The 24,372-nt window shown below is 55.8% G+C and carries 18 protein-coding genes and 4 tRNA genes; 15 read left to right on the top strand and 7 right to left on the bottom strand.

Annotation, left to right across the window (positions count from 1 at the left end):
• Positions 1–11 precede the first annotated feature (11 nt).
• The 3 genes from AACY09_RS02210 to AACY09_RS02200 form a co-directional block, all read right to left on the bottom strand.
• Positions 12–911, bottom strand: a complete 900-nt coding sequence (locus AACY09_RS02210; RefSeq protein ID WP_339485798.1) for an EamA family transporter — start codon at positions 909–911, stop codon at positions 12–14.
• 81 nt (positions 912–992) lie between these two features.
• Positions 993–2,549, bottom strand: coding sequence for an MDR family MFS transporter (locus AACY09_RS02205; RefSeq protein WP_339485797.1), 1,557 nt, complete (start codon positions 2,547–2,549; stop codon positions 993–995).
• Positions 2,539–3,588 (bottom strand): HlyD family secretion protein, encoded by a 1,050-nt coding sequence (locus AACY09_RS02200; RefSeq protein WP_339485795.1) that lies wholly within the window; start codon positions 3,586–3,588, stop codon positions 2,539–2,541. The genes AACY09_RS02205 and AACY09_RS02200 overlap by 11 nt, the downstream gene beginning before the upstream one ends.
• 107 nt (positions 3,589–3,695) lie before the next feature.
• Between AACY09_RS02200 and AACY09_RS02195 the strand changes: the two genes are divergently transcribed.
• From AACY09_RS02195 to AACY09_RS02165, 7 genes are all read left to right on the top strand, one after another.
• A complete protein-coding gene (locus AACY09_RS02195) occupies positions 3,696–4,616 on the top strand; it encodes a LysR family transcriptional regulator (protein ID WP_339485793.1) in 921 nt (306 codons plus the stop codon).
• A gap of 77 nt (positions 4,617–4,693) precedes the next feature.
• Positions 4,694–6,175, top strand: coding sequence for a glutamate--tRNA ligase (gene gltX, locus AACY09_RS02190; protein WP_339485792.1), 1,482 nt, complete (start codon positions 4,694–4,696; stop codon positions 6,173–6,175).
• A gap of 144 nt (positions 6,176–6,319) precedes the next feature.
• A tRNA-Ala gene (locus tag AACY09_RS02185) sits at positions 6,320–6,395 on the top strand.
• 70 nt (positions 6,396–6,465) lie between these two features.
• Positions 6,466–6,541: transfer RNA gene (locus AACY09_RS02180), tRNA-Glu, on the top strand.
• A gap of 51 nt (positions 6,542–6,592) precedes the next feature.
• Positions 6,593–6,668 (top strand) — tRNA-Ala (locus AACY09_RS02175).
• A gap of 75 nt (positions 6,669–6,743) precedes the next feature.
• Positions 6,744–6,819: transfer RNA gene (locus tag AACY09_RS02170), tRNA-Glu, on the top strand.
• 349 nt (positions 6,820–7,168) lie between these two features.
• Positions 7,169–7,618, top strand: a complete 450-nt coding sequence (locus AACY09_RS02165) for an acyl-CoA thioesterase (RefSeq protein WP_339485790.1) — start codon at positions 7,169–7,171, stop codon at positions 7,616–7,618.
• Here the strand turns inward: AACY09_RS02165 and AACY09_RS02160 are convergent.
• Positions 7,615–8,025, bottom strand: coding sequence for a hypothetical protein (locus tag AACY09_RS02160; protein ID WP_339485789.1), 411 nt, complete (start codon positions 8,023–8,025; stop codon positions 7,615–7,617). The genes AACY09_RS02165 and AACY09_RS02160 overlap by 4 nt on opposite strands.
• A 143-nt stretch (positions 8,026–8,168) precedes the next feature.
• On the opposite strand from AACY09_RS02160, the gene AACY09_RS02155 reads away from it, so the two are divergent.
• On the top strand, positions 8,169–9,140 hold the full coding sequence (locus tag AACY09_RS02155; RefSeq protein WP_339485788.1) for a tRNA dihydrouridine synthase: 972 nt from the start codon (positions 8,169–8,171) through the stop codon (positions 9,138–9,140).
• A 220-nt stretch (positions 9,141–9,360) separates the two neighbouring features.
• On the opposite strand, the gene AACY09_RS02150 is transcribed toward AACY09_RS02155, so the two are convergent.
• The 3 genes from AACY09_RS02150 to AACY09_RS02140 form a co-directional block, all read right to left on the bottom strand.
• A complete protein-coding gene (locus AACY09_RS02150) occupies positions 9,361–10,107 on the bottom strand; it encodes an SDR family oxidoreductase (RefSeq protein WP_339485787.1) in 747 nt (248 codons plus the stop codon).
• Between the two features lie 25 nt (positions 10,108–10,132).
• Positions 10,133–13,804: a PAS domain S-box protein gene (locus AACY09_RS02145; protein WP_339485786.1), complete on the bottom strand. Its 3,672-nt coding sequence runs from the start codon at positions 13,802–13,804 to the stop codon at positions 10,133–10,135.
• 85 nt (positions 13,805–13,889) lie between these two features.
• Positions 13,890–14,783: a LysR family transcriptional regulator gene (locus AACY09_RS02140; protein WP_339485785.1), complete on the bottom strand. Its 894-nt coding sequence runs from the start codon at positions 14,781–14,783 to the stop codon at positions 13,890–13,892.
• A gap of 133 nt (positions 14,784–14,916) precedes the next feature.
• Here AACY09_RS02140 and leuC point away from each other — a divergent pair, with 133 nt between their 5' ends.
• The 7 genes from leuC to AACY09_RS02105 all read left to right on the top strand — a co-directional run bounded on the left by leuC (position 14,917) and on the right by AACY09_RS02105 (position 24,370).
• Positions 14,917–16,344, top strand: coding sequence for a 3-isopropylmalate dehydratase large subunit (gene leuC / locus AACY09_RS02135; RefSeq protein ID WP_339485784.1), 1,428 nt, complete (start codon positions 14,917–14,919; stop codon positions 16,342–16,344).
• Between the two features lie 10 nt (positions 16,345–16,354).
• Positions 16,355–17,002 carry a 3-isopropylmalate dehydratase small subunit gene (gene leuD, locus AACY09_RS02130; protein ID WP_339485782.1) on the top strand — a complete coding sequence of 216 codons (648 nt, stop codon included), beginning with the start codon at positions 16,355–16,357 and terminating at the stop codon, positions 17,000–17,002.
• Positions 17,003–17,064: 62 nt separating this feature from the next.
• A complete protein-coding gene (locus AACY09_RS02125) occupies positions 17,065–17,823 on the top strand; it encodes a class I SAM-dependent methyltransferase (protein WP_339485780.1) in 759 nt (252 codons plus the stop codon).
• 102 nt (positions 17,824–17,925) lie between these two features.
• On the top strand, positions 17,926–19,008 hold the full coding sequence (gene leuB / locus AACY09_RS02120) for a 3-isopropylmalate dehydrogenase (protein ID WP_339485779.1): 1,083 nt from the start codon (positions 17,926–17,928) through the stop codon (positions 19,006–19,008).
• A gap of 52 nt (positions 19,009–19,060) precedes the next feature.
• On the top strand, positions 19,061–20,173 hold the full coding sequence (gene asd, locus AACY09_RS02115; RefSeq protein ID WP_339485777.1) for an aspartate-semialdehyde dehydrogenase: 1,113 nt from the start codon (positions 19,061–19,063) through the stop codon (positions 20,171–20,173).
• 158 nt (positions 20,174–20,331) lie between these two features.
• A complete protein-coding gene (locus tag AACY09_RS02110) occupies positions 20,332–21,342 on the top strand; it encodes an aspartate-semialdehyde dehydrogenase (protein WP_339485776.1) in 1,011 nt (336 codons plus the stop codon).
• A gap of 154 nt (positions 21,343–21,496) precedes the next feature.
• Positions 21,497–24,370 (top strand): FimV/HubP family polar landmark protein, encoded by a 2,874-nt coding sequence (locus tag AACY09_RS02105; protein ID WP_339485774.1) that lies wholly within the window; start codon positions 21,497–21,499, stop codon positions 24,368–24,370.
• The last annotated feature ends 2 nt before the right edge of the window (positions 24,371–24,372 follow it).

Below are 24,372 nucleotides of genomic sequence, written 5' to 3'. Positions count from 1 at the left end.
GTGCAGGTGTCTCAACGTCGCCCGAAGATAATCAGCACAACCCCGCCAAGGGTTATCGCGCAAGCCGACATGGCTAAGGCGCTCAGGTGCTCATCCAGCAGCAGGTAGCCAAGCAACAAGGCCACAACGGGATTGATAAAGGCAAAAGTCGAAACAACGCTTGGGCGCACTTCACGCAGCAGCCAGAAATAGGCGGGATACACACCAAGGCTAACCGGTAGCACCAGATAGGCCATCCACAGCCAAGATTGTTGGCTCAGCGAGCTGAGGTCGAGATTCTGCCAATCACCATGCAGAGCGCCGAAGACCGCCAGGAGCAGGGCGCCGATCAGCATTTGCAGGCTCAGGCCCAGCCAGCTGGAGCTAAATGGCGGGCGTTGGCGCAATAACCAAGCGCCTGTGGCCCAGATCAATGTGGCGATGACCACCGTCGCACCGGCAAACAATTGGGCCGAGGTGGCGCTGCTGTCGAGGCCATTGCTCATCAACAGGACAATGCCGCTACAGGCAATGACCAGCCCCAATAACACCCACAGCGGTGGCCGTTCACCGAGCAGCCACTCCAGCGCAACACTCCATAAAGGCAATGTGGTGTAGAGCATCGCCACCATGCCGGTCGGCAGAAATTGGTTGGCGTAGATTAATGCACCTTGGCCCACGGCTATTAGGGACAGTCCGCCAATAAATACCCCGCCGATATCGCTCCGTTTAAACTTGAGTTTGCCACTGGCCAGCACCCAGAGCAGGGCCAAGCCCCCCGCCAGCGTAAAACGTAAGGTGCCAAGGACAAACGGAGGCAGTTCACGAAGCAGGAAGTGATTGGCCAGGTAAGTCGTGCCCCAGCCAATGTAAATAACGCTGAATGCGCCAATCAGCAGCAATGTGCGGGCGCGGGAGTCAGTTGTGGACATGTTCAACCTGGTAAAGCGCACGCTGCGGCTCAGCGTGCAGGTGGGTGTTTAGGCGCTTTACGCACCGGCTTGACCGGGATTTTAATGAGCCCCAGCTGCACCCGCGGTTGTGTTCGCAGGCAGTTTCTTGGTCAATAGGACCGCAGTCATGCTGATGCACAACGCAATGCCAATCCAATGGAAGGCGTCATTGTAAGCCATGATCATCGCTTGCTCGTGGGTGATCTGGCTTATTTTTGCCAGAGCCGCTTGCTCGCTGCCGAGCTTTTCGGTGAGCAACGCCATGCGCTCTGCAACTTGCGGGTTGCTGGGCACTAGGGATTCGCGCAGGTAGTCAAAATAGATCTTGGCCCGGCTGTCGAGCAAGGTGGCCAGCAAGGCAATGCCAATTGCACCGCCGAGGTTTCGCAGAATATTGAACAGGCTGGAGGCAGAGCCAGCGTCTTGGGCGGCAATATACGAGGTGGCGATCAAAGAGACCGTGACCATCACCATCGGCTGACCCAAGGCGCGAATAATCTGAATATGGTTGAACTGCTCGCCGGCAAAATCAGGATTGAGCACCCCGGACAAAATGCTCGCCGTGCCAAACAGGCCAAACCCCAGGGCGCACAGCCATTTGGGTGAAATCACCTTCATCAGCAGCGGGACCAGCGGGATGATAAATAGCTGAGGCACGCCCATCCACATGATCACCTCGCCGATTTGCAGGGAGTTGTAGCCCTGAATCTGCGCCAGATACAGGGGCAACACATAGATGGAGCCGTACAGGCCCATGCCCAAGCCGACACTGGAAATACTGGAGAGTCCGAAGTTGCGCTCGCCGAGAATTCGCAGATTGATCAGCGGATTGCTCCGCGAAAACTGCAAAATCACAAACAAGATCAAGCTGATGCTGGCAATGCTGCCGAGCCCGGCAATCAGGTTGGATTCCAGCCAGTCTTTGCGATGACCTTCCTCGAGAAACACCTGTAGGCAGCCGAGGCCAATGCCGAGCGTGACAATCCCGGCGTAGTCGGTGCTTTTCAGTAACTCCCAGTGAGGCGCTTTCTTTTCAAGGCCATAAAGCAGGCCGGCAATCATCAATAAGCCGGGTGGGATATTGATGTAGAAAATATATTCCCAGCCAAAATTTTCGGTCAGCCAGCCGCCCAGCGTCGGGCCGATAGAGGGAGCGAATGTGGCTGTCATGGCAAACAGGGCCATACCTTTGGCGCGATGATGTTCCGGTAGCTTGATCAGGGTCAGGGTGAATGCCAGCGGAATCAAGGCGCCGCCAGTGAAGCCCTGCATGGCGCGGAATACAATCATGCTGTCGAGGCTCCAGGCCATCGAGCAGAGCAGCGATGAAATCAAGAAGCCAATTGACACCCAGACCGCCAGGCGCCGGGCAGACAAGAGCTGCACCAGCCAGGCGGTGAGGGGAATCATGATGATTTCCGCGACCAGATAAGAGGTGGAAATCCACGAGCCTTCTTCAAGGGTCGCGGAAAGCGCGCCTTGGATATCCTTGAGCGATGAGTTGGTGATCTGAATGTCGAGCACCGCCATAAAGGCGCCCAGCATCACACTCATTACTGCAATCCAGTCTCGCCTGCTCGGTTCGCCTTCCGGTCGTACCAGTTGATCACCCGCCATGACTTTGGTCGTCGCTGATGTCGATCACTACTTCAACTGACATGCCGGGGCGAATCAGCCCCTGCAGCGGGTTGTCCTTATCGAACATCAATTTGACCGGGATGCGCTGGACCACCTTGGTGAAGTTGCCGGTGGCATTGTCGGGTGGAAGTAAACTGAACTGCGCCCCGGAGGCGGCGAACAAACTGTCGACTTTGCCTTTGATCGGGGTGTCGGGGAAGCTGTCGAAGGTCAGTTCGGCGCTCTGGCCTGCACGCATGTGGCCGATTTGAGTTTCTTTGAAGTTGGCCTGAACCCAGATGTCCTGATCGGGCACCAGCGACATTAAATATGCGCCGGTCTGGACGTATTGGCCGTTGCGTGCAGCACGCTGTCCGACGAAGCCGCTGATAGGTGCGCGGATTTCAGTGCGACTGATATTGAGTTTGGCTTGGTCGATATCCGCGCGTGCACTGGCAATTTGCGCATTAAGGCTTTTGCTTTCAGCCTGGAGGGTATCGATCTGCTGTTTTTGCGCTTGCAGATCAGCTTCGGCCTTGGCTACCTGGGCGCGGGCAACGCTGCTGTCGGCATCAAGGGTGGTGACGCGTTCTTCCGAAATATAGCCGGACTGGCGCAAGGTTTTTGCGCGTTTCATATCGATTTTTGCACGACTGAGTGTCGCTTGGCTGGCCGATACATCCGCTTTGCTGGCAGCGATCATGCTGTCTTGCTGGCTCAGGGTGCTTTGTGTTTGAGCAAGTTGCGCTTCGCGAGTGGCCAATGTGGCCTCGGCGCGCTGCAAGGCCAATTTAAAGTCACTGTTCTCCAGCTCGACGAGCAGTTCACCTTGCTCGACATGCTGATTGTCCTGCACCAAGACTTTCTCCACGCGGGCGCTGAGTTGGCTGGATACACGGGTGATCTCGCCCTGAACATAGGCATTGTCTGTGTCTTCATGGAAGCGGCCGACCCACCACCAGTGGGCGAGAAAGGCTGCTGCGACCAGCGCAAGGATGGCTAGAAAGACAAACAAACGACGTTTCAATTGGGCAGGCATGGAGGCTGACTCAAAGCGGAGACAATAATGCCTGAGAATCTAACAGTGTTCCTTATCAGCCTCTAGCCGTTAGACTTCATAAACTTTGTTGCTTATAGGGAACAATCATGGGGTTAGATGACGCGCTGATTTTCACCCGGGTGGTGGAGCATCACAGCTTCACCCAGGCGGCCAACAGCTTGAACATGCAGAAATCTACGGTGAGCCGGCGTATCGCCTTGCTTGAAGACCGTCTGGGTGTGCGCTTGCTTAACCGAACCACGCGCAAATTGCGCCTGACCGAAGTGGGCGCTGCTTATTACGAGCGTTGTCGGCAAATCATGCTCGACTTTGCCGAGGCCGAGCAAGCGGTCATGCAGTTGCAGCAAGAGCCCTCCGGTTTGCTGCGCATTACCTCCTCTGTTGAGTTCGGTCAGCAATTTCTTGGGCGCGTGCTGGGTGAGTTTATGCGTCAGTATCCGGGTATCAACGCCGAAGTAGAGCTGACTTCACGCAGCGTTGATCCCGTTGAGGAGGGCGTCGACATCGTTATTCTGGTCGGCCAGCCGCAAGACTCAACGCTGGTGGCGCGGAAATTGTTTGAAGCTCGCTGCAGGCTTTGTGCAACGCCTGACTATCTGGCCCAGCATGGCATTCCCGGTAGCGTCGAGGATTTGGCCAAGCACCGGGCAATAACCGTTCATGGCGACGGTTCGCGCTATTGGCCATTGCTTGATGCCAATATTGCCTGCGAGAGGGTGTTGTCATGTAACAACATTACCTTTGCTCGTGAAGCTGCATTGGCAGGCGCTGGGATTGCCGCGCTACCTAATATGATTTGTGAGGTGGCGATCCATGAAGGTCGGCTGATTGAGCTGCTGCCTGAGGCTGCATTGCCGATTGTTGAAATCTATGCGATTTACCCGTCACGGCGCTTTCAGGCGATGAAAGTTAAGACCTTTCTCGACTTCTTAATGAAGAGTCTGGCCGAGCAACAAGCGCGTGAACTGGAGCCAGCCATCGCAGGCCTGCTAATATTGGCAACCTGATCATCGCTTGAAGAATCTACACGCTGTCTGATTCAGCTGATTCCATTGCGTCTCGCACCGCTTGCATGAGAGCAACCATGAAAACTGTTCGTACCCGTATCGCGCCGTCGCCTACCGGCGATCCGCACGTAGGCACCGCTTATATCGCTTTGTTCAACATGTGTTTTGCGCGCCAGCACGGCGGTGAATTCATTCTGCGCATTGAAGACACCGACCAACTGCGTTCAACCCGTGAGTCGGAACAGCAGATTTTCGATGCGTTGCGCTGGTTGGGTATCGAGTGGAGTGAAGGTCCTGACGTAGGCGGCCCGCACGGCCCGTATCGGCAGAGCGAGCGGGGTGACATCTATAAGAAGTACACCCATGAACTGGTCGATAAAGGTCATGCGTTCCATTGCTTCTGCACCTCTGAGCGGCTGGACAAGCTGCGCGCCGAGCAAATGGAAGCCAAGCAAACGCCGCGTTATGACGGCCTGTGCATGAATTTGCCTGCCGGTGAAGTCGAGCAGCGGGTGGCGGCTGGCGAACCCAATGTTGTGCGCATGAAAGTGCCAACTGAAGGCGTCTGCGTAGTGCCGGATATGCTCCGTGGCGATGTTGAGATCCCATGGGATCGCATGGACATGCAAGTGTTGATGAAGACTGACGGACTGCCCACCTACTTTCTGGCCAACGTAGTCGACGATCATTTGATGGGTATCACCCACGTATTGCGCGGCGAAGAGTGGCTGCCGTCGGCGCCGAAGCTGATTTTGCTGTACGAGTATTTCGGCTGGGAGCAACCCGAGCTGTGCTACATGCCGTTGTTGCGCAACCCAGACAAAAGCAAGCTGTCGAAGCGCAAGAATCCGACCTCCATTACCTTTTATGAGCGCATGGGCTACTTGCCGCAAGCCATGCTCAATTATCTGGGGCGCATGGGTTGGTCGATGCCTGATGAACGGGAAAAATTTACCCTCGATGAGATGGTTGAGCACTTCGATATCAAGCGTGTATCCCTGGGTGGGCCGATTTTCGATCTGGAAAAACTGTCTTGGCTTAATGGCCAGTGGATGCGTGAACTGAGCGTTGAAGACTTTATCAGTGGCGCTCAGAACTGGGCATTCAACAGTGATTACGTCAAACAGATCGCGCCTCACGTGCAAGGTCGGGTCGAAACCTTCAGCCAAATTGCACCGCTGGCCGGGTTTTTCTTCGCCGGTGGCGTTAACCCGGATGCGGCGTTGTTCGAGCACAAAAAGCTTTCGAATGACCAAGTCCGGCAGATGATGCAGTTGATCTTGTGGAAGCTTGAAGCCTTGCGTCAGTGGCAAAAAGACAATATCACCGGCTGCATTCAGGCGGTGGTTGAGCATCTGGAGCTGAAATTGCGCGACGCTATGCCGCTGATGTTTGCGGCTATTACCGGCCAGGCCAGCTCGGTTTCGGTGCTCGATGCCATGGAAATAATCGGCCCTGATCTCACGCGTTTCCGGCTGCGACAGGCAATCGAGTTGATCGGTGGCGTGTCGAAAAAGGAAAACAAAGAGTGGGAGAAACTGTTTAACGCAATCAACTAATTACCCGGCGATCTTCAGGCGTTTTGCTAAATGCCGACAGGCTAGGGTAAGTAGTTGTTCTGTCAGCATAAAGAATGTCTGTATGGGTAGAATTTTGTTGACAGAGAACGGGGTCGCACTTAATATGCGCCCCGTCCTTGAGATGGGGCTATAGCTCAGCTGGGAGAGCGCTTGCATGGCATGCAAGAGGTCGACGGTTCGATCCCGTCTAGCTCCACCAATCTCTTTAAAGCCGAAAGGCTTGCCACGGCCGGTTCATTGAACGGGTCGAGTTGTTAGAAGGGTTTTGCGTCCCCTTCGTCTAGTGGCCTAGGACACCGCCCTTTCACGGCGGTAACAGGGGTTCGAGTCCCCTAGGGGACGCCATTATTCAAAAAGCAGTACCGTTGGTGCTGTGAGCCGAGAGGCGATAAATCTGGGGGTATAGCTCAGCTGGGAGAGCGCTTGCATGGCATGCAAGAGGTCAACGGTTCGATCCCGTTTATCTCCACCAATTTTGCAGTAGCACGTTTGTGTTTTAAATCTGCCACGGGCCAGCAATTTGCTGGCCTTGTTTTTCGAAGGATTCGTCCCCTTCGTCTAGTGGCCTAGGACACCGCCCTTTCACGGCGGTAACAGGGGTTCGAGTCCCCTAGGGGACGCCATTTTACCCGCTTGTCGGGTTTTAAAAGGGCCATTCTGCAAGGAATGGCCCTTTTGTTTGCCTGCGATTTGATGTTTTTCGATGGTCGACGCTCTTTCGGCCACCATTGCGGTCGTTAATATCTGGGTGCGTTTGTGCGTTTGTGCGTTTGTGCGGTTCGCGGTGGTCAAGCTTCGCGTTGACGAATCCCGCGAATTGTCTGCGCCTGTTAAGCTGGATCAACCGCGAAGGTTGTTTCAGGACTTGGGCTCTGGCAGTGTGCAAGGCTCAAATGGTGAGATTACCTCGCCTGACCAAGACTATTGACCCGCTGCTCGTGGATTGCCTGTGGCGGGTGTGGAGTTGTCTAGATGAACTGGGATTTGGCCAATCCATTTGTAATCGACATCAGTGTCGGCGCGGATGATATCGACGGTCTTGGGCATGCCAATAATGCCGTCTATGTTAGCTGGCTGGAGCGCTGTGCGTGGCGCCACTCGCAATTTCTAGGCTTGGATCTGGTCGAGTATCGGCGCTTGGATCGGGCCATGGCCGTGACGCGTCATGAAATTGACTACTTGGCCAGCGCCTATGAAGATCAAGATCTGCAGATGGCAACCTGGATTGTCGAGTCTGATCAACGCTTGAAAATGGATCGCCGCTTCCAATTGATTCGCCCTGAAGATGGCGTGACCTTGTTGCGCGCGAAAACCACCTTCGTTTGCATTGAGCTTTCAACCGGCAAGCCTAAGCGCATGCCTGCAGAGTTTATCGAAGGCTACGGCAAGGCGTTACAACCGCCATTCCCGATGGAGCTTTAGTCATTTGATGCTTGTACGGGGTCTGGCAGCGGCGAGAGGAAGATATTGTCTTGGCTGACCATGACCTGGAAGTGGCGAGTCTCTCCGGGTCTGACCAGCATCGACTGCTGGCTGTGCAGGTTCATAGAGCCGCAATAGCCCGCCGGTGAAAGTGCTAGCTCAACATTGAATTTCCCGGCCGGGATGCCCAACTCCACTGACTCGCCCAAGGAAAGCGATAGTGGGGCCTGGCCAGCGATCAGGATCTCGACATCACATGCGGTGGGCGCATCGCGATCGCGGCTGATGATCACCTTCGCCGCATACTCCTGGACTTTTTCAAAATGAATTTCCGGTTGTTGGACTGGCGCTGCCTGACTCAGGCAACTGCTCAACAGCCCAGCGCATAGCAGAAGAGTGCGTCGCATCTTGATCCTTGATTGGTCGCGTCTTGGCCCAGTGTACTCAAATGCATGGAGTTTGTACTGGAGTACCTTATCCGGCTGGGGATCATTCCAACTGCGGCCAATAGCAGCGTAAACTGCGCAACGTTTTTTTCGAGAGTAACTGTATGCAAATCGCTCTGGCGCCCATGGAGGGTTTGGTCGACCACATTCTTCGGGATGTGCTGACCGGTATTGGCGGTATTGACTGGTGCGTGACTGAATTTATTCGTGTCACCGAACGCGTTCTGCCCGCCTCTGCGTATCGCAAGCTTGCCCCTGAGCTGTTTACCGCGGCCCAAACGCGCGCGGGCACCCAGTTGCGCGTGCAGTTGCTCGGATCTGATCCGCAGTGCCTGGCCGATAATGCTGCATTTGCCTGTACCTTGGGCGCACCGGTTATCGACCTGAATTTTGGCTGCCCGGCGAAAACCGTGAACAAGTCGCGCGGGGGAGCGGTGCTGCTTAAAGAGCCTGAGTTGCTGCACCAGATTCTCCGCGAAGTCAGACGTACGACGCCGGCGGAAATCCCGGTAACCGCAAAAATGCGCCTCGGTTTTGATGATAAAGGGGCGGCAGTCGAGTGCGCGCAAGCATTGGCCGAAGGCGGTGCGCAGCAAATTGTGGTGCACGCCCGAACCAAGGTCGAAGGCTACAAGCCGCCCGCGCATTGGGAATGGGTAGCGCTGATTAAAGAGGCGGTGAATGTTCCGGTATTTGCCAATGGCGATGTCTGGTCTGTGGCCGACTGGCAGCGCTGTCGTGAAGTCAGTGGTGTGGATGACGTCATGATTGGCAGGGGCTTGGTCAGTCTGCCGGATCTGGCTCGGCAAATTGCCATGTTCAAGGCTGGCGAACCCGTGGTGGCCATGACATGGCAAGAGTTTCAGCCGCAACTAAAAGATTTCTGGTTGCAGGCGCGCAAGAAACTCTCGCCACGCTTTGCGCCGGGGCGTCTCAAGCAGTGGCTGGCGATGCTCACGCGTAATTATCCAGAGGCGGTGTTGTTGTTCAATCAACTGCGTCGCGAGAGTGATTGCCTGCGCATTGATGCCATCCTCGGGGTTGATCTGCCCCTTAATGCAGAACTGGCCAGCTAGGCCGTTTCGGATTCGGGCTTGTCGCCCTTAGATTCGAATCCGGTGTTGACGCTCTTTTCATCCACCATTCGGCCACGGCAACTGTTCGATAGTGTGCAACGCCATGGTGGCCAAGCTTCGCGTTGACACACCCTACAAGAGCCACCATTTGCCGTCGCGAATATTCGCGCTATTGATTGCGTCATGGGCGCCAAGCGTCGCGCCCCCACGACCTACGAGACTAGCGTCCGCCACTGATATCAAGTAACGCGCCGCTGGCGTATGAGGCTTTATCACTCGCCAGCCAGATAATGGCTTCTGCCACTTCTTCGGCATTTCCACCCCGGCCCATTGGCACGCTAGGGCTGACGCGGGCCACACGTCCCGGCTCACCGCCGCTGGCGTGAATCTCGGTATCAATCACCCCGGGTCGTACCGCGTTAACCCTAATGCCTTGGCCCGCGACTTCCTTGGCCAGGCCCACTGTCATGCTGTCGATTGCGCCTTTTGCGGCTGCATAATCAATGTACTCGCCGGGGGCGCCGAGTTTGGCGGCAATCGAGGATATGTTAATGATGGCGCCGCCGTTGCCGCCATTATCCCGAGACATGCGCTTTACCGCTTCGCGCGCGCAGGCGAAGCTGCCAAATACGTTGGTGGCAAATACCCGTTGCAGGCGAGCGCTGTCCATCTGGTCCAGGCGCATCTGTGGTTCAAGGATGCCGGCGTTGTTCACCAGCACGTCGAGTCGGCCGAAATAGCGGTCTATGGCTTTGAATAGCTGCTCGACTTCAGTGTCGACGGCAATATTGGCTTGCAGCGCAATGGCATCACCGCCGGCGGCTTTAATCTCGGCAACCAGCGCTTCAGCCGAGGCGCTTTGCTGGTGATAGTTAATGCAGACGGCGTAGCCTTCAGTCATTGCCAGGCGTGCGGTGGCCGCGCCAATGCCTCGGCTGCCACCGGTAATAAGCATGACTTTGCGCATGAAACTCTCTCCTCGTGTTGGCGGTTTAACTACGTCTTTGCTGGTCTGTCGAGGCTTGCAGCAAGGCCTTGAATTCGTTGAGTGGCACCGGTTTGCTGAACAGGTAGCCCTGATAGAGGAAACAACCCTGGCTGCCCAGAAAGTCGAGTTGCTCTTGTTGTTCAACACCCTCGGCAATCACGGTCAGGCCGAGGCTGTTGGCCATGGCTACGATAGCGCGGATTATTTCAGCATCGTTGGGGTCGGTGGTGGCGTCGCGGATAAAGGATTGATCGATCTTGAGTACATCCACTGGCAGGCGCTTGAGGTAGGTCAGTGAGCTGTAGCCCGTACCAAAGTCATCCATGGCGAAGCTCACGCCACTATCGCGCAACTGATTCATCTTTATGATGGTGTCGTCAATGTTCTGGATGATGATGCTTTCGGTCACTTCGAGCTTGAGCCGAGGCAGATGTTTGGCCTGCATGCAGTTTTGTACCAGATCCACAAAGTCTTCCTGACGAAACTGGCGCGGACTGATGTTCACGCAAAGGCTGAAATCATCGTTTTCCAATAAACCTTCGGCCAATAATTGTGAATACACGCGGCAGGCTTCAGTGAGTACCCAGCCGCCCACTTCAAGGATCATGCCGCTTTCCTCAAGAATGTGAATAAACAGCCCCGGGGATTGGGCCCCAAGAGTAGGGTGCTCCCAGCGCAGTAGGGCTTCAGCGCCAATGATTTTATGGCTTCGCGCATCGACTTGAGGTTGGAAATACAGTTCGAATTCGCCACGGGCATAGGCCAGGCGTAGGTCATTTTCCAGGCGTAAGCGCTCGCTCGCTGCTTCTTGCATTGAGTTTCGAAACAGCTGGATGGTGTTGCGACCTGAGTCCTTGGCGCGGTACAGGGCAATATCGGCGCGCTTGAGCAAGTCCGCCGGGGTATCGCCATGATCGGGGATCAGGGCAATGCCAATGCTGGGCGTGACTTGCAGTCGATGGCCGTCGAGTAGCATTGGCTCTGCCAGTAATTTGCGCAGCTGGTTGGATATTTCACTGACCTGCTGAGTGACATCCTCAGTGCTGCCTTCCAGCCCGGAAATCAAGATAACAAACTCATCGCCGCCCAGACGCGCGACAGTGTCTTCTTGACGCACACTGGCTTCCAGTCGTGCGGTAATCAGGCGCAGCACATTGTCGCCAACCGGGTGGCCGAGTGAGTCGTTGATGTGCTTGAAGTGATCCAAATCGATAAACAGCAACGCGCCGCGCAAATCGTGGCGTTTAAGCAGTGCTATCTGCTGGGTCAGGCGGTCCATCAATAAGCTGCGGTTGGGCAGATTGGTCAACGGGTCGTGATAGGCCATGTGCTGAACTTGGGCCTGAGCACTTTTCAGTTCACTGACGTCGCGGGCTGTTAGCAGCAGGCAGGGGATTTGATTGAGCTCGATATTTTCGACTGAGACTTCAACGGTTTTCTGCGTACCATCGCGATGTTTGCCGCGCATTTCCATGTGATGTACATGGCCATTGTGGGCAAGCTGGTCAAGCATGCGCTGACGTTCCTCGGCGTTGGCCCAGATGTTGACCTCGTAAGCCGTTTTGCCGATGACATCCTCGGCGCTATAACCGGTGAGCTTGCAAAAACCTTCATTGACTTCAATGTAGCGCGCGCTGTCGCGTTCAGTGATGGTGATTGCATCCGGGCTTGAGTGGAACGCCTTGGCAAATTTCTCCTGACTGGCGCGCAGCGCTGCTTCCGACAGTTCACGCTGGGTGATGTCGCGAAAGGTGGTGGTGATGCATAGGCGGCGATCAACGCGAATAAACCGGGTGGAAATCGCGCAGGTCAGAACGGCGCCCGAGTGATGGTAAAAGCAGGCCACCTCTTCATCCAATGATTGAGTCCTGTCGAGCTTTTCATAAAGACGTTCCCGATCATTCAGGTCCTTCCAGAAGCGGATATCCAAGCTGCTGCGGTTGATGATGTCGCCATCTTCCCAGCCAAAGGTCTTGATGAATTTGGGGTTTACATCAATAAACACACCGTCACTCACACGGGTGACGCAGATGGGGTCAGGGCTGGCCTGAAACAGCGTGGCGAATTTTTCTTCCGAGGCGGCCAGGCGCTGTTCCCGGTGGACGCGCTCGGTAATGTTAACCAGGACTCCGGTCATGCGTAGCGGTGAACCATCTGTGTCGAAGTACAGTTTGGCGGTGCTTTCAATGTACTGGGTTCCCCCGTCGGCGCGGTGTGCGCGGTAGATGACCTGATAGGTTTTGCGTAAACCGGTCAGCAGCTCTTTATAGGCCTTTAGCAACATGCGTTGGTCTTCGAGTGGCACGGTTTGCAGAAAGGTCGCTAATTCACCGTGGTAAGGCGTGGCTGCCAAGCCATGTAATATCGAGGTGCGCTCGGAGCCATAGAGCAGGTTGCTGGGGATGTGCCAATCCCAGGTGCCCAAGTCAGCCGAGTCGAGCGCCAAGTTCAAGCGCTCTTGGCTCTCGTTGACAATGAGTGCCTGGGCGCGCTGTTTTGAAATGTCTCGCACGCTGAGGATCAGGCAGGCATGGCCTTCGAGATTGATCTCGCCGCCAAATAATAGGTTGGTGCTAATGCTGCCGTCGCGGCTGTGCAAGCGCACTTCGAGTTCATTGAGCTGATCGTGCTTCAATGCATCAAGCATCCGCTGGCGATCATTGGGATCAGACCAGATTCCCAGCTCGATAGAGGTACGCCCCACTGCCTCGGCTTTACTCCAGCCGAACTGGCGTTCAAAGCTGGGGTTTATCTCAATAAACCTGCCGGAGCTTAGGCTGGTGATCACCACCGCATCCGGGCTGTATTGGAACGCCTTTGAGAATTTTTCTTCGCTGCTGCGCAAGGCTTCTTCGGCGAGTTTCTGCTGGCTGGTATCGGTAAAGGAGCTGAGCATAAACGCTTGGCTCTCCAGCTCGAGGTACTGGCTGGACAGCACGCCATCAAGAATTGCGCCGCTGCGGGTGCGTAACTGGACTTGCTGGACAATGGGGTCGCGCACATCGACGATTGCTCGCTTCAAATAAAGCTGTTCGGCTTCGTGGACCCAAATACTCAGTGCGTCGCAACTGCTGCCGATGGCCTCTGCAGCGGACCAGCCAAAGCTGTGCTCAAAGTGCTGATTGACTTCAATCAGGCAATCATCTGCCAGGCGAACCAGCATCACGATGTCAGGGTTGAGTTGGAAAAGGCTGGCAAAGCGTTGTTCAGAATTGATCAGCGCTTCGGAGCGCTGTTTTTGCACGCTGTAGTCGCGCACCACGCCATACATGCGGGGCCGGTTTTGGCTGTCAGCCATTAGGCTGCCGTTGACTTCAATCCAGTGCAGGCTGCCATCCGGCCAGATCACTCTATGGCGCATGGGGCGTAGGTCGGGGCTGCCGTCGATAATCTTGTTGAACAAGGACACTACGTGGGCATGATCCTCAGGCGGCACCAGATCCAAGTACTCAATTCGTTGGTTGAGTGGTCGGCTTGCATCAAGCCCATACAGCGCTTGGGCGCCGCGTGACCAGCTGACTTGCCCACTGTCTATGTCCCAAAGCCAGGCCCCCAGTTTGGCGCCGTTGAGCGCCGCCAATAGACGCGGTGCATCATCCCATGCCTGTTCGAATGCGGCGGGATCCAGCGCAGGGATGTAGGGCAGGGTTAGCGTGCGGTCACGATTTTTCGCCATTGGTGGCTCTATAGGTGATCGGGGTTGTCAGTACTGGGTGTCGATTACTGACATCTATCTAATAGTTATAGCTTCACGTTAGTCGTTATCGAGTGGCCTGTGCAAGGTCATCGCGTTGAGCATCGAGTAATTGCATAAATGCCCGTGCAGCATTGGAAAGTGTGCGTTCGCTGTGTGAGATATAGCCTAGCTGACGGCTGAGTTGGATGCCCGGCAGCGCGAGGCGGGAGACCTGCTCATCAAGCATGGTGCGTGGGAGTACGCTCCAGGCGAGGCCAATTGAAACCATCATTTTGATGGTTTCAAGGTAGTTGGTGCTCATGGCGATGTTTGGGGTTAAGCCCTGCGCCTCGAATAGGCGCTGAACAATGTGATGGGTAAAGGTGTTGCCGCCCGGGAATACAGCGGGCTGGTGGGCGATATCGGCGAGGCTGACGCCGGGGTAGTGGGCCAGTGGGTGCTCGGGGGCGACCACGAAATCCAGCGGGTCATCCCAAACGGCCATCGCGCTCACCGGCTCGCGGGTTTCGGGTGCGAGGGTGATAACGGCCAACTCGGCGCGGCCATGCAGGACTTCTTCATAGGCCACTTCAGAGTCGAGAAACTGAATGTCCAAGGCCACTTGAGGATGGCTGCGGGTGAAGGCGCGTAATAAAGGTGGCAAGCGGTGCAGGCCGATATGATGGCTGGTGGCCAAGGTCAGCCTGCCGCTGATTTCACCGCTTAAATTGGTCAGGGCGCGGCGGGTGTCATCCAGCACATTGAGAATCTGGTAGGCACGGGGCAGCAGTGCGCGTCCCGCTTCAGTCAGGCTGACTTCGCGACCCAGGCGATCAAACAGACGCACATTCAATTGTTGTTCAAGGCTGGCGATGCGTTTGCTCACCGCCGGTTGAGTCAGGTGCAGGCGTTCGGCGGCGTCAGAGAAGCTTCCCACCTCGGCAATCGCAATAAAGGCGTTCAGGGTTGCCAGATCCATGTTCGTATTCCTAATAGTTATCTAATAGATGAAAAATATGAATTTGAGTAATTTAAAGCAAACCCATAAAATTGCCACATAAGCTAAAGGGATACTCCTTGAGCACAGAAAAATGTTGATGAGGAAAACGCTGATGGCCGGCAAAACGCTTTACGACAAACTCTGGGAAATGCACGAGGTCAAGCGCCGTGACGATGGTTCGTCGCTGATCTATATCGACCGGCATATCCTCCACGAAGTGACCTCGCCGCAGGCATTCGAGGGTTTGCGTCTGGCCCAGCGTAAGCCGTGGCGTATCGACGCTAACATCGCCACCCCGGACCATAACGTACCGACCACCAAGGCCGAACGCCAAGGCGGTTTGGAAGCGATCAGCGATGAAGTGTCACGTATTCAGGTGCAAACCCTGGACGAGAACTGCGACGCTTTCGGCATCCTTGAATTCAAGATGAACGATATCCGCCAAGGTATCGTGCATGTGGTTGGCCCGGAGCAGGGCGCAACCTTGCCAGGCATGACCGTTGTTTGTGGCGACTCGCACACCTCGACGCACGGTGCCTTCGGCGCCTTGGCACACGGCATCGGCACCTCCGAGGTCGAGCATGTGCTCGCCACACAGTGCCTGGTCGCGAAAAAAATGAAGAACATGCAGGTCCGTGTTGAAGGCAAGTTGCCATTTGGTGTGACCGCCAAAGACATCGTCCTGGCGGTAATCGGCAAGATCGGCACCGCTGGCGGTAATGGTCACGCCCTTGAATTTGCCGGCAGTGCGATCCGTGATTTGTCCCTCGAAGGGCGCATGACCATCTGCAACATGTCGATCGAGGCCGGTGCGCGCGTGGGTATGGTCGCGGTCGATGAGAAGACCATCGAATACGTGGCTGACCGTCCATTCTCGCCAAAGGGTGAGCAATGGAATCAAGCTGTGGCGCAGTGGCGCGGTCTGGTGTCCGATGCCGATGCTCACTTCGATACCGTGATTGAGTTGCGCGCTGAAGATATCAAGCCGCAAGTCAGTTGGGGTACTTCACCTGAAATGGTCCTGGCAGTTGATCAAAAGGTCCCGGATCCAGCGGCTGAGGCAGATTTGGTTAAGCGCGACTCCATTACCCGCGCCTTGAAATACATGGGCTTGAAGGCTAATCAGGCGATTACCGATATCCAGCTCGATCGCGTGTTTATTGGCTCGTGCACCAACTCACGGATTGAAGATTTGCGCGCTGCGGCTGAAGTGGCCAAAGGTCGCAAAGTTGCTGCAACTATCAAGCAAGCCATGGTTGTGCCGGGTTCAGGCCTGGTTAAGCAGCAGGCCGAAAAAGAAGGTTTGGATAAGATTTTCATTGAAGCCGGGTTTGAGTGGCGTGAGCCTGGCTGCTCGATGTGTCTGGCGATGAACCCCGACAAGCTCGGCAGCGGTGAACATTGCGCCTCAACGTCAAACCGTAACTTCGAAGGCCGTCAGGGCGCGGGGGGCCGTACTCACCTGGTGAGCCCGGCAATGGCTGCAGCGGCAGCTGTGACTGGCACTTTTATTGATGTTCGTGAATTGATTCAGGCCTGAGGAGACCACTATGCGAGCTTTTACCCAACACACCGGTCTCGTTGCGCCGTTGGATCGTGCCAACGTCGACACTGATCAGATCATCCCGAAGCAGTTCTTGAAATCAATCAAGCGCACCGGCTTTGGTCCGAACCTGTTTGATGAATGGCGCTATCTGGATGTCGGGCAGCCGAACCAGGACAGCAGCAAGCGTCCTGTGAATCAGGAGTTTGTGCTCAATTTTCCACGCTATCAGGGTGCGAGTGTACTACTGGCGCGTGAAAACTTTGGCTGCGGCTCAAGCCGTGAGCACGCACCTTGGGCGCTGGAAGAGTACGGGTTTCGCACCATCTTGGCCTCAAGCTTTGCTGACATCTTTTACAACAACAGCTTCAAGAACGGCTTGCTGCCGATCATTCTGGCTGAAAGCGAAATGGATGAACTGTTTGAACAAGCCGAAGCGACTGAAGGCTACCAACTGACAGTTGATCTTGATGCGCAGCGAGTGACCCGTCCAGACGGCAAGCAGTACAGCTTCGAAGTGGATGCATTCCGCAAGCACTGCCTGCTCAATGGTTTGGACGATATCGGCTTGACCTTGCAGGACAGCGATGCAATCAGCACCTTTGAGGTGGCTTACCAGGCCAAGCAGCCGTGGTTGTTTGGCGCAATCAAATGATGCGCTGCGGATGAAGGGCGACTGAGTCGGCCTTCTCGGCGTTCCAAACGCAGGAGGGCGTCATGAGTGATCACAACCAAGTAGTTGAGCGCCAATTTGGCGAACAGGCCAATGCTTATCTGAGCAGCGCGGTGCACGCCCAAGGGGCGGAGTTCGCGCTACTGCGTGAGCGTGTTGCGGCCGTGCCGGGCGCGCGGGTGCTCGACTTGGGTTGCGGTGCCGGTCATGTCAGCTTTCAGGTGGCGCCGCTTGCCGGTGAGGTGGTGGCGTATGACTTGTCGCAGCAGATGCTGGATGTGGTAGCTTCAGCCGCCGCGCAAAGAGGTCTGACAAATGTACAGACTGAGTGCGGCAAGGCGGAACGCTTGCCTTTTGCCGATGAGCAGTTTGATTTTGTCTTCAGCCGCTATTCGGCGCACCACTGGCACGATGTGGGCCAAGCCTTGCGTGAAGTGCGCCGAGTCCTGAAGCCGGGCGGGGTGGCAGCGTTTATCGATGTTGCTGCGCCAGAGTTACCATTGCTCGACAGCCACTTGCAGGCGGTTGAGTTGCTGCGTGATACCAGCCATGTGCGCGATTATTCGCCATCGCAATGGTCGCGGCTGGTCGGTGAGGCCGGTTTGGTACAAACCCAATGCAGCCGTCAGCGGCTGCGTTTGGAGTTCACCAGCTGGGTCGAGCGCATGCGCACCCCAGAGGTGTTTCGCCAGGCGATACGGGCTTTGCAACTGGCGGTGGGTGAAGAGGTTCGCGGGTATTTTGAGGTTGCTGACGATGGCTCATTCAGCACCGATGTATTGGTGCTTTGGGTTGAGCGCTAAGGAAGCCATGAAAAACGACTGCGCGACCCTTTTCCAAGGCCCCCTGAATAGATTCGCTTTAAAAAATTTGCCGGCGCACTCAGCGCCGTTTGAGAGGAAAGCATGAGCAAACAGATTCTGGTTCTTCCTGGTGACGGTATCGGCCCGGAAATTATGGCCGAGGCAGTCAAGGTGCTGGAACTGGCAAATGACAAGTTCCAGCTGGGTCTTGAGCTTAGCCACGATGTAATCGGCGGCGCTGCCATCGACAAACACGGCGTGCCCCTGGCCGATGCAACTCTGGAGCGCGCGCGCAATGCCGATGCTGTGTTGCTTGGCGCCGTTGGTGGTCCTAAATGGGACAAGATCGAGCGTGACATTCGTCCTGAGCGCGGCTTGCTGAAGATTCGCGCCCAGCTGGGTCTGTTTGCTAACCTGCGTCCGGCTATTTTGTATCCGCAACTGGCCGATGCGTCATCGCTTAAACCCGAAGTGGTTGCCGGTCTGGATATCCTTATCGTGCGTGAGCTGACTGGCGGTATCTACTTTGGCGCGCCACGGGGCACACGCGAGCTGGAAAATGGCGAGCGCCAGGCCTATGACACGCTGCCCTACAGCGAGAGTGAAATCCGCCGTATCGCCCGTGTTGGTTTTGATATGGCTCGGGTACGCGACAAAAAGCTGTGCTCGGTAGACAAAGCCAACGTGCTCGCGTCTAGCCAGCTGTGGCGCGAGGTGGTTGAGGAAGTCGCTAAAGACTACCCCGACATCGAGCTGTCGCACATGTATGTGGATAACGCTGCAATGCAGTTGGTGCGTGCGCCCAAGCAGTTCGACGTTATGGTGACCGACAATATGTTCGGCGACATTCTGTCGGATGAGGCTTCGATGCTCACCGGTTCTATCGGTATGCTGCCGTCGGCTTCGCTGGATGCCAACAACAAGGGCATGTACGAGCCGTGCCACGGCTCTGCACCGGATATCGCCGGTCAAGGCATTGCCAACCCGTTGGCGACCATCTTGTCGGTATCGATGATGCTGCGTTACAGCTTCAGTCAGGCTGATGCGGCCACGGCCATCGAGAAAGCCGTGAGCAATGTGCTTGACCAAGGCTTGCGTACCGGCGACATCCATTCAGCGGGCACCACTAAAGTGGGGACAGCAGCAATGGGTGATGCGGTCGTCGAGGCGTTGCGTAGTCTGTAATCTTTCGCGCGGCTGAAGCGCTTCAGTCGCGATCTATATAGGTGTAGTGGTTATGAAACGTGTAGGTCTTATCGGCTGGCGTGGCATGGTTGGTTCCGTGCTGATGCAGCGCATGCTTGAAGAACAGGATTTCGATTTGATCGAGCCGGTCTTCTTCACCACCTCCAATGTCGGTGGCCAAGGCCCGGCAGTGGGCAAAGATATTGCCCCACTGAAGGACGCCTACAATATCGATGAGCTGAAAGGGTTGGATGTCATTCTGACCTGTCAGGGTGGCGACTACACCAATGATGTATTCCCGAAGCTGCGCGAAGCGGGCTGGCAGGGTTACTGGATCGACGCTGCATCCTCCCTGCGGATGGCCGATGACGCAGTGATTGTGCTGGATCCGGTTAACCGCAAGGTGATCGATCAGCAACTTGACGCTGGCACCAAGAATTACATTGGCGGCAACTGCACAGTCAGTTTGATGCTGATGGGCTTGGGCGGTCTGTTCGAAGCTGGTTTGGTTGAGTGGGCGAGCGCCATGACTTATCAGGCGGCGAGCGGAGCGGGCGCGCAGAACATGCGTGAATTGATCAAGCAGATGGGCACCATTAACAGCTCTGTGGCTGAGCAACTGGCTGATCCGGCAAGCGCGATCCTTGATATCGACCGTCGTGTGGCTGAGAGCATGCGCGGCGAAGGCTTCCCCGTGGATAACTTCGGCGTGCCATTGGCGGGTAGCCTGATTCCTTATATCGACAAGGAACTGCCTAACGGCCAGAGCCGCGAAGAGTGGAAGGCGCAGGCTGAAACCAACAAGATTCTGGGTCGCTTCAAGAGCGCCATTCCGGTAGACGGTATCTGCGTGCGTATTGGTGCGATGCGGTGCCATAGCCAGGCGCTGACCATAAAGCTGAACAAAGATGTGCCAATCTCGGACATCGAAGGTTTGATCAGCCAGCACAACCCTTGGGTCAAGCTGGTGCCGAACCATCGTGAGCAAAGTATCACTGACCTAAGTCCAACTGCCGTGACGGGTACTTTGAGTGTGCCAGTGGGGCGTCTGCGTAAACTCAATATGGGTTCGCAGTATCTGGGTGCATTCACAGTGGGCGACCAACTGTTGTGGGGCGCGGCTGAGCCGCTGCGACGCATGCTGCGGATTCTGTTGGAGCGTTAGTCGTCTGCGCGTTTTGCGCAAGGCGAATGAGGTGGCAAAAAGCGAGTTCAGGCAGTTACCGTATCAACGGTGGCTGCCGGCTCGCTTTTTTGCATTTGCCGCATTGATCCTGGCCGTTTCGCGCTACAGTGTGAGTCCACATTGCCAAGAGTTCCTGTATGACCGCTAGCTATGATGTCGCAGTAATTGGAGCCACCGGTAGCGTGGGCGAGGCACTGGTGCAGGTATTGGAGGAGCGCAGGTTTCCGCTCGGGACCTTGCACGCCTTGGCGGGTGCTGAATCGGTTGGGCAAACCGTCAGCTATAAAGGGCGGAATGTGCGCGTGCGCGAGATGCAAACATTCGACTTCAGCAGCGTACAGTTGGTGTTTTTTGCTGCGGGGCAGGAGGCCACCGCTGCCTACATCGATCAAGCCCGTGCCGCCGGCTGTATGATTATTGATCTGGCGGGCGGTTTACCCTCAGACCAGGCGCCGCGGGTAGTCCCTGAAGTCAATTCACAGGTGTTGGAAAACCTCAGTGCACCTTATGTGCTGACCAGTCCGTCATCTATCAGCGTGGCATTGGGCTGCGTGCTGGCGGCGTTGGCGAAAACCATTGCTGTGGAGCGGATTAATCTGACGGCCTGTCTGGCGGTTTCAAGCCGAGGCCGAGAGGGCGTTCGTGAATTGGCCCGCCAAACCGCTGAATTGCTCAACGGTCGAGCGTTCGAGCCGCAGCTGTTTGGCCGGCAAATGGCTTTCAATATGCTGGCTGAGGTGGAGGCGTCTGATGGGCAAGGCCATGGTGCGCTGGAGAAACGTGTAGCCAATGAGCTAAAGGAATTGCTCGCGCAGCCGACGCTTAAGGCATCAATAAACTGCATACAGGCACCGGTTTTTTTCGGCGATAGCCTCAGCGTTTCACTGCAAACCACTAAAACGCTTGATATTGCTAAAGTTTGTGATGTTTTACAGCATGCTCCGGCGCTGGAATGTGTAGAGTTCGAGGATTATCCGACGGTTGTCGGTGATGCGGTTGGCCAAGATCTGATTTACGTCGGTCGCGTTCGCGCAGGTATTGATGACCCTGCAGAACTCAATTTGTGGATTGCGTCTGATAATGTGAGGAAAGGCGCAGCCATAAATGCTGTGCAGTTAGCTGAGTTATTGATAAAACACTATCTGTAAAAGATACTTAGCCGGTGATTTAAAGAATTTTTCGAGCTTGGCACTACGGGTTCAGGGTGTATCTGATTGGGGAATCGCTTTTAGCGAATACAGGCAGACACACACTGGGCCGTTTTCTACGCCGAGATAAAAGAAAAAAACAAGGGATTAAAATATGCTTCGGGTTCGCAAACTGGTGCTGGCAATGGCAGCTGCTTCGGCGCTGTCCTCCGGTATGGCGCACGCGCTGGGACTGGGTGAAGTCACTCTCAAGTCCTCGTTGAATCAACCGCTGGAGGCAGAAATTGAGTTGGTTGAAGCCAGAGATCTGGCCCCCAACGAAGTATTGCCGAGCCTGGCGACCCCGGAAGAATTCAATAAGGCAGGGGTTGAACGTCAGTTCTTTCTGACTGACCTTAAATTTACCCCGGTGATCAAGCCGAACGGTAAAAGCGTCATTCGCATCACGTCTACCAAGGCGGTGCGTGAACCCTACCTGAACTTCCTGGTTGAAGTGCTCTGGCCGAATGGCCGTTTGTTGCGTGAATACACGGTATTGCTTGATCCGCCACTGTATTCGCCCCAGGCCGCTGCTGCACCACGTGCCGCTGTGACGGCGCCGATTGCGCGCACCACCGTTGCGCCAAGCCCGCGTCCGGCTGCGCGCCCAGCTGCTCCAGCGCCGCGCCCTGCAACCAATGCGTCAGCCCCGACCACTGCGCCAAGCACGCCGGGCGGTAACCAGTACCGCACGCAAAAAGATGACAACCTGTGGGAAGTTGCTCAGCGCTCGCGCCAGAACGGCAGCATCCAGCAGGCAATGCTGGCCATTCAGGATCTCAATCCGGATGCCTTTATTGATGGCAACATCAATCGCATGAAGCGTGGTGAAGTGCTGCGTCTGCCTGATCAAGCCGACATCAATAAGCGTTCTCAAGCCGAGGCTGTTGCTCAGGTGAATGAGCAAAACGCTGCATGGCGCGAAGGGCGCAGTGCGCCAGCGGGTGCGCGTCAGTTGGATGCAACCAAGCGTGAAGTTGCCGGTGCTGCGCCTGCGCAGGCCAAGAAAGAAGACAAGCTCAAGCTGGTCTCAGCCGAAGCGGGTAAGGCAACTGCAGGCAGTGATAAAGGTCAGGCCGATAGCGAAGCGATCAGCAACAAGCTGGCTGTAACGCAAGAAAGTCTCGACTCGACACGCCGTGCCAATGACGAGCTGTCCGGGCGGATGACTGACCTGCAAGGCCAAGTCGATAAGTTGCAGCGCCTGATCAAGCTCAAGGATGATCAGCTTGCCAAGTTGCAGGCAGACCTTGCGCGCCAAGGTGCTGCTGGGGCTACCACTCCAGAGGCGACTGCAGATTCAGCGCCTGCCACAGAAGTGCCTGCCACACAGCCGGCAGCTCCGGCTGCAGATGCTGCACCTACCGCCGATGCGTCTGTAGATGGATCATCTGCCACCGGTGCACCTGCTGGCGCAGTGCCTGGCGAAGAAGCTCCAGCCACAACTGAAGCGCCTGACTTCAACTACAGCGAAGAGCCTGCGGTAACGCCTGAAGCCCCTGCTCCAGCTGAAACCGTTGCTCCAGCACCTGCTCCTGCGTCGGAGTCAGAGCCAGCTAAACCGGCGGCTCCAGCTGCTCAGCCAGCCCCAGCCCCAACGTCGATGGTCGACGATCTGTTAGCCAATCCAATGCTGCTGGGGATTGTCGCGGCAGGTGGCCTGCTGGCGCTGTTGGTGCTGCTGATGATCATTTCGCGACGTAAAGCGCAGAAAGAAGCTGAGTCAGCCGATGACAGCTTCGACCCCGAGGATGATTCGGGCGCTGCGTCTGCACTCCCGGATGACAGCTTTGCCGGTCTCGAAGATGATTTGGACCTGGATAACGATGGCGCTGACTTCGCAAACGAGCAGCGTACAACGCCGCAAACCGCAGATGTGCTGGGCGAAGCGGATATTTACATTGCTTACGGGCGCTTTAATCAAGCGGCCGAATTGCTGCAGAACGCCATCAACGACGAGCCAGAGCGTAGCGATCTGCAGCTCAAGTTGATGGAAGTCTATGCCGAGATGGGGGATCGCGAGGGTTACGCGCGCCAGCAAGACGAACTCCGCGAGATGGGTGGGGCCGCTCAAGAAGTTGCCCAGCTCAATGCTAAATACCCGGCGATGGCAGGACTGGTCGGTGGTGTTGCCTTGGCGGGGGCCGCTGAGAATGAGCTCGACAGCTTCAGCCTTGATGACCTGACCATGGATGATATCGATGCAGCTGCAGAGCCGGTTAATCCGCCTGTTGCTGCTGAAAGCGATGACTCTTTTGACCTGAGCCAGGATGACCTTGAGTCTGAACTGGACAGCCAGTTGCAGTCCACACCAAGCGCAGATCTCGACAGTTTTGATCTGGATGCCGAGCTTGAACAGGCGGCTAATGCCCCTGTCGCAGATAAAGACGATGATCTGGGTTTTGAGCTGAGCCTTGATGATGAAGTGGCTAAAAGCGATGAGCTTGCCGATTTCAACTTTGATCTGGACAGCACACCGGCGAGCGAATCACCGAGCACCACCCCGGCTGATGATGACTTCCTGCTGAGCTTGGATGACGACCTGTCATTTGCCGCTGATCCTGCGCCTGAAACGCCTGCGAAAGCAGAGTCGGATGACAGCTTTGATTTGTCTGAAGATTTTGATCTGTCGTTGAGTGATGAGCCGGATGTTGCTTCACAGGAAAAACCTGATAACTTTGCCGCCAAGTTGGATGAAGTTTCGGCTGAGCTTGATCAACTGAGTGACAGCCTTGAGCAGCAAAAAACCGCTGATGAGCTGGATATGCCTGAGTTCACCGAGGCATCATCGGTTGCTGCATTTGAAGACGAAGATGATTTCGACTTCCTGTCTGGAACTGATGAGACTGCGACCAAGCTGGATCTGGCTCGGGCTTACATTGATATGGGTGACTCCGAGGGTGCACGCGACATCCTTGATGAAGTAGTTGCTGAAGGTAATGACGATCAACAGAAAGAAGCCAAAGAGTTGATCGATAAACTGGTTTGATA

Origin of the sequence: Pseudomonas sp. EL_65y_Pfl2_R95 (assembly GCF_963971045.1) — a bacterium.
GTDB lineage: Bacteria > Pseudomonadota > Gammaproteobacteria > Pseudomonadales > Pseudomonadaceae > Aquipseudomonas.
The sequence above is the reverse complement of the archived record's forward strand: the minus strand, read 5'-3'. Positions and strand labels throughout refer to the sequence as shown.

Bases quoted from the DNA above. Each gene is read 5' to 3' on its own strand.
- AACY09_RS02210 (WP_339485798.1), bottom strand. From the start codon at position 911: ATGTCCACAACTGACTCCCGCGCCCGCACATTGCTGCTGATTGGCGCA.
- AACY09_RS02205 (WP_339485797.1), bottom strand. From the start codon at position 2,549: ATGGCGGGTGATCAACTGGTACGACCGGAAGGCGAACCGAGCAGGCGA.
- AACY09_RS02200 (WP_339485795.1), bottom strand. From the start codon at position 3,588: ATGCCTGCCCAATTGAAACGTCGTTTGTTTGTCTTTCTAGCCATCCTT.
- AACY09_RS02195 (WP_339485793.1), top strand. From the start codon at position 3,696: ATGGGGTTAGATGACGCGCTGATTTTCACCCGGGTGGTGGAGCATCAC.
- gltX (WP_339485792.1), top strand. From the start codon at position 4,694: ATGAAAACTGTTCGTACCCGTATCGCGCCGTCGCCTACCGGCGATCCG.
- AACY09_RS02165 (WP_339485790.1), top strand. From the start codon at position 7,169: ATGAACTGGGATTTGGCCAATCCATTTGTAATCGACATCAGTGTCGGC.
- AACY09_RS02160 (WP_339485789.1), bottom strand. From the start codon at position 8,025: ATGCGACGCACTCTTCTGCTATGCGCTGGGCTGTTGAGCAGTTGCCTG.
- AACY09_RS02155 (WP_339485788.1), top strand. From the start codon at position 8,169: ATGCAAATCGCTCTGGCGCCCATGGAGGGTTTGGTCGACCACATTCTT.
- AACY09_RS02150 (WP_339485787.1), bottom strand. From the start codon at position 10,107: ATGCGCAAAGTCATGCTTATTACCGGTGGCAGCCGAGGCATTGGCGCG.
- AACY09_RS02145 (WP_339485786.1), bottom strand. From the start codon at position 13,804: ATGGCGAAAAATCGTGACCGCACGCTAACCCTGCCCTACATCCCTGCG.
- AACY09_RS02140 (WP_339485785.1), bottom strand. From the start codon at position 14,783: ATGGATCTGGCAACCCTGAACGCCTTTATTGCGATTGCCGAGGTGGGA.
- leuC (WP_339485784.1), top strand. From the start codon at position 14,917: ATGGCCGGCAAAACGCTTTACGACAAACTCTGGGAAATGCACGAGGTC.
- leuD (WP_339485782.1), top strand. From the start codon at position 16,355: ATGCGAGCTTTTACCCAACACACCGGTCTCGTTGCGCCGTTGGATCGT.
- AACY09_RS02125 (WP_339485780.1), top strand. From the start codon at position 17,065: ATGAGTGATCACAACCAAGTAGTTGAGCGCCAATTTGGCGAACAGGCC.
- leuB (WP_339485779.1), top strand. From the start codon at position 17,926: ATGAGCAAACAGATTCTGGTTCTTCCTGGTGACGGTATCGGCCCGGAA.
- asd (WP_339485777.1), top strand. From the start codon at position 19,061: ATGAAACGTGTAGGTCTTATCGGCTGGCGTGGCATGGTTGGTTCCGTG.
- AACY09_RS02110 (WP_339485776.1), top strand. From the start codon at position 20,332: ATGACCGCTAGCTATGATGTCGCAGTAATTGGAGCCACCGGTAGCGTG.
- AACY09_RS02105 (WP_339485774.1), top strand. From the start codon at position 21,497: ATGCTTCGGGTTCGCAAACTGGTGCTGGCAATGGCAGCTGCTTCGGCG.